Genomic DNA, 2,194 nt, shown 5'->3' on the forward strand with positions numbered 1-2,194 from the left:
GCGGCGGCCGTAGGCGTCGGCGACCGGGCCGATCACGAGCTGCCCCAGCGCCAGGCCGACCAGCGTGCCGGTCAGCGTGAGCTGCACGGCGGTCGGCCAGACGGCTTCATCAACGGGTCGGCGTTCGTGCGCTACGACGAGGACAACCTGGCCGGCACCGTCTCCGTCGCGGTCGACACGTCGGACCTCGAGGACGCGTTCATCGACTGGCAGGTGAGCGGCTCCGACTGGCTCTGCACCGCCGATTCCGCCACGCTGACCCACTGCGAGCGACCGCTGGGCGAGGACGACCGGTTCGGCGTGGGCCTCTTCTACGTGGTCCAGGCCAAGGCGGACGCCGAAATCGGCACCGAGGGCAGCATCAGCTTCAGCGCGGACGTCAACGGCACCAAGGCGACCGCGAAGTCGAACATCACGATCGCCGAGGCGAGCGACCTCTTCACCGGCGAGTGGAACGAGGAGCCGCCGACGGTGACGGCCACCGGTGACCCGGGCGGCATCGCCAAGGCCAACGCCCCGGTCTCCAACGTCGGCAAGTCGACCGTCGAGCGCACGGTGCTGACCCTGTCGCCCGACTACCGGACGCTCTACGCCGGCGACTTCTCGAACTGCGTCTCGTACGAGTACGGCAACGTCGTCTGCGAGTTCGACCAGCCGCTCGAGCCGGGCAGGAACTACCGACTCTCCGCGGACATCCCGTACGCGATCGACAAGACCGCCCGCACCGGTGCCGTCTTCACCTCGTACACGGACTGGTGGGTCGAGGGCGACTGGAAGATCGTCGAAGAGTCCTGGACCGGGGACGCGGGTGAGCCCCACCGGGGCACGGGTGAGCCGCTGCGCCTGGAAGAGGTGGCCAGCGCTCGGCGCGGGCTCCCGCAGACCGACGTCACCCCCTACGACACCTCATACGCGGTGAAGATCACGGTCGGCGGTGACAACCAGGTCGACATGGCCGCGGTCGGCGCCACCGCGTCCGGCGCCGCCGGCGCGACCGTCGGCGTGACGGTGGGCGTCAAGAACGTCGGCACGGCCGCGCTGGAGATCACCGACGGCCCGCGCGACAAGCCGGACGTGCGGATCACCATCCCCGAGGGAGCCACGGCGGTCGAGGCGGCGTGGGACTGCGCCCCGTACACCGACGGTGACGCATGGCCGGCGGACGACGACGCGTGGGGCAAGCCGGGTGCGCGCGAGTACGGCTGCGTGGTCTGGGACCTGTACCCCGATTACACGTACGAGTTCACCTTCAAGCTGAAGATCGACCGGGTCGTCGAGAACGCGGTCGGCACCATCACCGGCAAGGTCGCCGGCGACCCGAACACCGCCAACGACAGCGCCGAGATCGTGCTGAACGGCACCGGCGCCGGCGGGGGCAACGGCGGCAGTGGCGGTGGCGACGGTGGCGGCCTGCCGGTCACCGGTCCGCAGGCGACGCTGATCGCCGGCGTCGGCGTGCTGCTGGTCGGCGCGGGCGCGGCGTTCGTGCTGGTCCGGCGCCGCCGGACGCGCTTCGTCGCCTGATCCATCCTGAGCACGGAACCCGTCGGCCGCCCCTCGGCCGGCGGGTTCCGTCGTCTCAGGACGGGCCGCGGTAGCTGCTGGTCACCAGGCGGAACCGTGGCTCGTCGCGGGGCCAGTCGGCGTCGGGGCCGAACCAGGACAGGGCGTACGCCCGGCCGGGCTCGGTGGTGACCGTGACCCGTCGCGCGTGGCCGGTGTCCCAGGTGAACTCCCAGTCGGCACCGCCCTCGGCGGCCCGCACCGGACCGATCCGCACGCGCGCGTAGCCGGGCAGCGTGCGGGTGGCCGTCTCCTGCCCGCGCCAGAGGTCCGCCGGGTCGGCGGTCGGGCGGACCGCCGGGTCGACCGCGATCGTGGCGGTGCCGGCGGGGTCGCGGAAGCACACGGCGTTGCCCGCGGTGAAGCGGGACCAGCCGACCGGCACCGCCACGGTGAAGCCGGTCTCGTCGGTGTGCCAGCGCCAGCCCGCCGGGAGTGCGAACGCCCCGGCGGCCGGTTCGTCAGCGCTCGGCGTCGGGCCGGGCATGGCGTCCAGGCAGGCATGCGCGGACGGTGGCGGCAGCGGCGGTGGGCCGGCCGGGAGGGCGACCGCGGCGGCGGTGCCCGCGGACGCCAGCGTCAGCGCCGCCGCGCCGACCACGACCGTGCGCCTTCGCCGCCATCCGCGCGG

1 protein-coding gene and 1 pseudogene are annotated in these 2,194 nt (G+C 73.3%); one reads left to right on the forward strand and one right to left on the reverse strand.

From position 1 onward, the window contains the following. Positions 1-1,524: hypothetical protein (locus AB0H87_RS41040; protein WP_360159046.1), on the forward strand; the 1,524-nt coding region annotated here is incomplete at its 5' end. Between the two features lie 55 nt (positions 1,525-1,579). On the opposite strand, the pseudogene AB0H87_RS41045 reads toward AB0H87_RS41040, so the two are convergent. Next, positions 1,580-2,194: pseudogene (locus tag AB0H87_RS41045) on the reverse strand (hypothetical protein); the annotation flags it as partial.

This window comes from Asanoa sp. NPDC050611 (genome assembly GCF_040654855.1).
GTDB lineage: Bacteria > Actinomycetota > Actinomycetes > Mycobacteriales > Micromonosporaceae > Asanoa.